General features: G+C 74.1%; 7 protein-coding genes. All 7 read right to left on the bottom strand.

The features are described from left to right. Positions 1–23: 23 nt before the first annotated feature. Positions 24–512, bottom strand: a complete 489-nt coding sequence (locus FHE66_RS05110; protein ID WP_139071910.1) for a hypothetical protein — start codon at positions 510–512, stop codon at positions 24–26. Next, positions 512–871, bottom strand: a complete 360-nt coding sequence (locus tag FHE66_RS05115; protein ID WP_139071915.1) for a response regulator — start codon at positions 869–871, stop codon at positions 512–514. The genes FHE66_RS05110 and FHE66_RS05115 overlap by 1 nt, the downstream gene beginning before the upstream one ends. A 2-nt stretch (positions 872–873) precedes the next feature. After that, positions 874–1,341 carry a chemotaxis protein CheX gene (locus tag FHE66_RS05120; RefSeq protein WP_139071911.1) on the bottom strand — a complete coding sequence of 156 codons (468 nt, stop codon included), beginning with the start codon at positions 1,339–1,341 and terminating at the stop codon, positions 874–876. Next, positions 1,338–1,721 (bottom strand): response regulator, encoded by a 384-nt coding sequence (locus FHE66_RS05125; protein WP_139071912.1) that lies wholly within the window; start codon positions 1,719–1,721, stop codon positions 1,338–1,340. Before FHE66_RS05125 ends, FHE66_RS05120 begins: the two co-directional genes overlap by 4 nt. Next, positions 1,718–2,536, bottom strand: a complete 819-nt coding sequence (locus FHE66_RS05130) for a protein-glutamate O-methyltransferase CheR (protein ID WP_139071913.1) — start codon at positions 2,534–2,536, stop codon at positions 1,718–1,720. The genes FHE66_RS05125 and FHE66_RS05130 overlap by 4 nt, the downstream gene beginning before the upstream one ends. Beyond that, positions 2,533–3,624 (bottom strand): chemotaxis-specific protein-glutamate methyltransferase CheB, encoded by a 1,092-nt coding sequence (gene cheB, locus FHE66_RS05135; protein ID WP_139071914.1) that lies wholly within the window; start codon positions 3,622–3,624, stop codon positions 2,533–2,535. The genes FHE66_RS05130 and cheB overlap by 4 nt, the downstream gene beginning before the upstream one ends. 35 nt (positions 3,625–3,659) lie before the next feature. Beyond that, the coding region (locus FHE66_RS05140; RefSeq protein WP_255303607.1) for a methyl-accepting chemotaxis protein at positions 3,660–4,158 on the bottom strand (499 nt) is incomplete at its 5' end.

Raw genomic sequence — 4,158 nt, forward strand, 5'->3', positions numbered from 1 at the left:
CGTCGTCGAGCCCCGCTGAGGCCTCAGCGCAGGACGATCGACAGGAGCCCGTCGCCGTAGCCGCGCACGTCGACGCGCACGTCGAGGCGGGGACCGTAGCTGCGCAGCCAGGAGGCGACGTCCGCCGGCAGGAGCGCGGCGCCCGAGTCGTGGACGTCCTCCAGCCGCAGGTGCGGCGCGTCACCGACGTTGAAGAGCGCGGAGACGACGTTGAGGACCTCCGAGACGTTCTCGAGCAGCGTCTCGGGCAGGGGGCCGGGGCCCACCGACCCGAGCGCCGTCCGGGCCGGGAGGAGGGCGAGCGCCCCGCCGAGCGCGGCGGCGAGGTAGGTGTCGAGCGCGACGACGACCTCGGCGCGGAGGAACTGGGTGACGTAGACCCCGGCGACGACGCCCGGCTCGGTGGCCGGGGTCACCGACCTGTCGGCCAGGGCGACCTCGCAGTCGCGCCCGACGAGCATGGTGAGCAGGTCGCGCAGCTCCTTGAGGGGCGGGAGCGGTGTCGTGGCCATCAGGCGAGGAAGGGGTCGATGGTCGAGCGGAACGCGTCCGGCGTGAACGGCTTGGCGATGAGGAACAGGGCCCCCTCGCTCTGCGCGAGCTCGCGCATCTGCTGCGACCCCTCCGACGTGACGAAGCCGAGGGGGATGTCGGTGCCGGCGTTGAGCCGGCGCAGCAGCTCGATGCCCGTCATCTCGGGCATGTTCCAGTCCGAGAGAACGAGGTCGGGCTGCTGGGCGAGCGCGAGCTCCAGCGCCTCGGCCCCGTTCGTCGCCTCGGTGACCTCCCAGTCCCCGTACCCCGCCTGGCGCAGGGTCCGGATGACGATCTGACGCATCACCTTGCTGTCGTCGGCGACGATCACTCGCAGGCTCACAGGTACTCCTCTTGGTTCACGGGGACGTCCCCCATCGAGACGACCAGGGGTTCTTCGCGCCACTGCAGGGACCTCGTCCACAGCGGCGCGCCGTCGGGGCCGGGGCCGCCGAAGGCGACGACCGGCAGACTCAGGACGGAGCGGTCGGGGAGCAGGCCCTTGACGTTGCCGCCGATGACGTTGGCGATCTCCCCGAGCGCGTCGCCCACGTCGTCGGCCGCGACGTCGTCGTGCTCCTCGAGGTCGAGCAGCGCGCGGGTGATCCGCTCGGCAGTGACGCGACCGGTCGCCACGAGGATCCGCAGGGCCCGGTCACCGCGGATGTCGACCCACGCCCGTACCGGGTCCGTGAGCACCGGCGCGGTCCCGGGCACCTCGCCCAGCGCGCCGGGCTCGCCGTCGACCATCGCGGTGAACAGGTCCCGCGTGATGGCGACGACGTGGTCGGCCATGGTCCCGGTCATGCGATCTCCCCGGCGGGCACGAGCCCGAGGATCTCGAGCTTGCCCAGGAGCGCGTCCGGCGTGAACGGCTTGATGAGGTACTCGTGCGCCCCGGCGGCCAGCGCGCGCACGATCTGGTCGTGCTCCGACTCCGTCGTCACCATCATGAGCGTGACGCCGCGCCACTCCCGCCGGGCGCGCACGGCCTGGACGAAGGCCAGCCCGTCCATGACGGGCATGTTCCAGTCGATGCACGCGAGGTGGTAGCCGGCGTCGGCCTCGAGGAGCGCGAGGGCCTGGGCCCCGTCGCCCGCCTCGTCGACGGCGAACCCGAGGCCCTCGAGCTGGCGGGAGACGATGCGGCGCATGGCGCGCGAGTCGTCGATGACGAGGGCTCTCATGGGGTGCCTCCAGGTGCTCGGTAGACCGGTCCGCCGGTGACGGTCACCCGCTCCCAGGCGTCGTCGATCCCCACCATCGACTCGGCGGCGCCGAGGATGAGGAACCCGCCCGGGCGCATCGCCCGGCGGACGCGGGCGACGATGTCGCGCTTGGTCGTGGTGTCGAAGTAGATGAGGACGTTGCGCAGGAAGACGACGTCGAACGGCCCGGGGGGCGGTCGCTGGAGGAGGTTGTGCTGCGCGAAGCCGACGCGCCTGCGCAGCTCGTCCGTCACGGCCCAGCCGGCGCCCGCGCGGGCGAAGTGACGCACGAGCATCGGCGCGGGCAGTCCCCGGTTCATCTCCAGCTGGCTGTACTCGCCCCGCGTGGCCTGCGCGAGCACCGCGGTGGACAGGTCGGTCGCGAGCACCGAGAAGCGCGTCTCCCCTGCTTCGAGCAGGGTCATCGCGATGCTGTAGGGCTCCTGGCCGGTCGAGCAGGCGGCGGACCAGATCCGCAGCGGCCCGGGCCGCTGCGCGCGCAGCCCGGGGAGCAGGTGCGTGCGCAGCGCACCGAAGGCCGCACTGTCGCGGAACCAGGACGTCTCGTTCGTCGTCAGCGCCTCGACGACGCGCGTGAGCTCGCCGCGGTCCGGTCCGCGGCGCACGTCGCGCACGTAGGCGTCGACCGCGGCGGGCCCGACCATCCCCCGCTCCCGCGCGAGCGGTGCGAGGCGGCTCTCGACGAGGTACTCCTTGCCGGGTCCGAGTTGGATCGCGCTCCTGGTGCGCACGAGGTCCGCGACGTAGTCGAAGGTCTGCGCCGACACGCTCACCGCAGCCCCTCGGACATCATCCGCTCCATGGCTGCGGCGATCTCGTGCAGCGGGAGGACGGCGTGCGCGTGGCCGGCGGTCGCGGTCGCGCCCGGCATCCCCCACACGACCGACGACTGCTCGTCCTGGACGACGACGTGACCGCCGGCGTCGGCCACCGCGCCCGACCCCGCCGCGCCGTCGCTGCCCATCCCGGTGAGCACGACGGCGCCGACGGCCCCGCCCAGCGCCGCGACCGCCGACCGGAAGAGGACGTCGACGGCGGGGCGGCTGTAGTTCACCGGCGGGGTGTCGGTGAGCCGGGCGCGCAGGCCGGTGCGGTCGGCCACCACGGTGAGGTGCCGGCCGCCCGGGGCGACGTAGGCGTGGCCCGCCCGCAGGGCGAGTCCGTCGGTGGCCTCGACGACGGTCGCCGGGCCGAGGCGGTCGAGCCGGTCGGCGAGCTGACGCGTGAACACGGCCGGCATGTGCTGCACGACGGCGACGGGGACGGCCGGAGGGCTGCTCAGCGCGCCGACCACCTCGGCCAGGGCCGCCGGACCGCCGGTGGAGGCGCCGAGGACGAGGAGCCGGACGGGGGTGGCGCGGAGGGAGGCGGGCCGCAGCCGGACCGGTCCGCGGGTGGAGGGCCTGGTGGTGTCGCCGGCGGCTGCGGCAGGGCGGCCGCGCACGGCGCCGAGCCGGGTGGGGACGAGGGCGTGGATCTTGGGGACGAGCTCGGCGGCGACCCGGCCGAGCGCCTCGTGCACGCTGCCCGCGCCCGTCGGCTTGGCCACGTAGTCCGTCGCGCCGGCCGACAGCGCCTCGAGGGTGGCGGCGGCTCCGCGCTCGGTGAGCGTGGAGAACATGACCACGGGCATGCGGTGGCCCGCCGCGCGCAGCGCCCGCACGGCGGCGATCCCGTCGAGCTCGGGCATCTCGATGTCCATCGTCACGAGGTCCGGGGCGAGCTGCTCGATCTTGGCGAGGGCGAGCCGGCCGTTGGCGGCGGTGCCCACGACGTCGATGGCGGGGTCGGCGGCGAGCGCGTGGGTGACCAGCCGGCGCACGACGACGGAGTCGTCGACGACGAGCACGCGGACGGTCATCGCAGCCGCCTCCTCACGGGTGTCATGGCGCGGCCTCAGTAGACGAACCGGGCGCAGAGCCGGCGCAGGTCGGCGGACATCCGGTCGAGCTCGACGAGGGAGGCGCCGATCTGCTCGACCGCCACGCTGGACTCCCCGCCGGCCGCGGCGAGCCGGGTGACGGTGCCGGCGATCTCACCGGAGCCCGTGGCCGCCTCCTGCACCGAGCGGGCCATCTCGGTGGTCGTCGCCGTCTGCTCCTCGACCGCCGAGGCGATGGAGCCCTGGTAGTCGTTGATCGAGGCGATGATCGCCGAGATCTGGCCGATGGCGTCGACGGCGCCCGCGGTGTCGAGCTGGATCGCCGAGACGCGGGCGGCGATGTCCTCGGTGGCCCGCGCCGTCTCCCGGGCGAGCTCCTTGACCTCCCCGGCCACGACGGCGAAGCCCTTGCCGGCCTCCCCCGCGCGGGCCGCCTCGATCGTCGCGTTGAGCGCGAGCAGGTTCGTCTGCTCCGCGATCGAGGTGATGACCTTGACGACCTGCCCGATCTCC

It is taken from the genome of Georgenia sp. 311 (assembly GCF_006151955.1).
In the GTDB taxonomy this organism is placed as follows: Bacteria; Actinomycetota; Actinomycetes; order Actinomycetales; family Actinomycetaceae; genus Oceanitalea; species Oceanitalea wutianyii.

What these genes read in the sequence shown, in the direction of transcription:
- FHE66_RS05110 (WP_139071910.1), bottom strand. Translation starts at nt 512, where the DNA reads ATGGCCACGACACCGCTCCCGCCCCTCAAGGAGCTGCGCGACCTGCTC.
- FHE66_RS05120 (WP_139071911.1), bottom strand. Translation starts at nt 1,341, where the DNA reads ATGACCGGGACCATGGCCGACCACGTCGTCGCCATCACGCGGGACCTG.
- FHE66_RS05125 (WP_139071912.1), bottom strand. Translation starts at nt 1,721, where the DNA reads ATGAGAGCCCTCGTCATCGACGACTCGCGCGCCATGCGCCGCATCGTC.
- cheB (WP_139071914.1), bottom strand. Translation starts at nt 3,624, where the DNA reads ATGACCGTCCGCGTGCTCGTCGTCGACGACTCCGTCGTCGTGCGCCGG.